2 protein-coding genes are annotated in these 1,512 nt (G+C 37.7%); one reads left to right on the top strand and one right to left on the bottom strand.

Annotation, left to right across the window (positions count from 1 at the left end; genetic code table 11):
• Nucleotides 1-34: 34 nt before the first annotated feature.
• Nucleotides 35-421, bottom strand: coding sequence for an MFS transporter (locus ACTS4L_RS11255; protein WP_440617996.1), 387 nt, complete (start codon nt 419-421; stop codon nt 35-37).
• A 129-nt stretch (nt 422-550) separates the two neighbouring features.
• On the opposite strand from ACTS4L_RS11255, the gene ACTS4L_RS11250 reads away from it, so the two are divergent.
• Complete coding sequence (locus ACTS4L_RS11250) at nt 551-1,276, top strand: hypothetical protein (RefSeq protein WP_440617997.1); 726 nt, start codon at nt 551-553, stop codon at nt 1,274-1,276.
• Nucleotides 1,277-1,512 lie beyond the last annotated feature (236 nt).

The raw sequence follows: 1,512 nt of genomic DNA, 5'->3' as shown, positions 1-1,512 counted from the left end.
TGCCTTAACGCACCTTTATGTATGGCGAAAAGCCTTATATCGTATACGTTTCAGAATTTTTGCTTACCAAGTTGGGAATAAACGCAAAAGCAATATGATTTGATGCCGCAAATAACAAAATACCAAACGTACTAGTGAGCAATGATACCGTACTGACATTACGACAACCAAAACGATCAAGAAGCAATCCAGCAAATGGCTGAACAAACAGGACACAATACAGAAAAACTGCCGATAAAAAACCCATTTGTGCCGAGTTAATACCAAAATGCAGTTTGATATCACCTGCAATCAAGCTTGGAAAGACCAATGCAATATACTTATAAAATAATAAAAATGAGCTAAGAACAATGACAATCCAAGCATAGCCTTTGATATTTTTTATTGACATATATTTTTCTGTTTCTTCTTTTTTAGACATAAGTCGTCATATTAACAGTCCTTTTTTGGCAAAAGAAGTATATTTTTATGTTGAGATGTCTCTCTTTTTAGAAAGTTATAGGCTAAGCTAAGGGTAGGATGATAAGAAACTAAGGCAATAAAGACCTCTATGAAGAAAATAATATCAATATTGGGTTTAGCTTTATGTGCAAGCTCAGTTACCAGTTACGCTTATGAAACATTGTCTTATGGTTTTGTTGATGTCAATGGTGGTTATGCCAATAGCCCAAGTTCACTTGATTGGAATCAATTCTCCCTACCCAATCATACAACAGCCAGTAATGGCCAAAGCTCCAACGCCTTTGGCGCGAGTGTACTTGCCGGACTTGGTGCTGATCTAGGTTATCACCTATCACTAGAGACAATGCTTGGCATTGGCTTTACTAGCACCTTGTATGACAGTAGCGCTACGACCACTAACACACTGACATCAGCAACCGCGCATGGCAGTTTTAAGATTGAACGCTCACTATATGTGCCGATATTGGTGGGTTTAAAATATCAGCCGTTTAGTCGTTTAAGCTTCTCAGCTGCAGGGGGAGCAGCATTTTTAAATCAAACTTACAAAGCCAATTTAAGTGGTTTTAGCACACCCATTGCCAGTGACGGGACACTATCTGGGTTTCAACCTGCCATGCGCTTAGCCATCGATGTTCAATTAACGAGAAGCTTAAGCCTATCAACAAGTTATTTACGTTCCTTTGGTAATGCGACAATTGATAATGACAATTCCAAACCATTACCTATTCAAACATTTAGCCTTGGTTTGCGCTATCAATTCCCTATGGGTGAGGCACTTGCTAAGCAACGTATTTATGGCACTCCATCAGATTAGTTAATACCATATCTCCTTGTTCTTTCTACCGCAAACGTATCTATTGTTTAAATCAACTTAACCTGTGTCAATATTTCTAGATATTGTTAATTTGAAGCATTGCACATACAATTCTGAGCAAATCATACTCAGGGCATTATTATGAAAACTTATAAAATCGCTATACCCAACTTGGTAAGCAAAAATTCTGAAACGTATACGATATAAGGCTTTTCGCCATACATAAAGGTGCGTTA

Origin of the sequence: Cysteiniphilum sp. 19S12-1, assembly GCF_052030685.1 — a bacterium.
In the GTDB taxonomy this organism is placed as follows: Bacteria; Pseudomonadota; Gammaproteobacteria; order Francisellales; family Francisellaceae; genus Caedibacter.
Note: the sequence above shows the minus strand (reverse complement) of the source record. Positions and strands in the feature narration are given on the sequence as shown.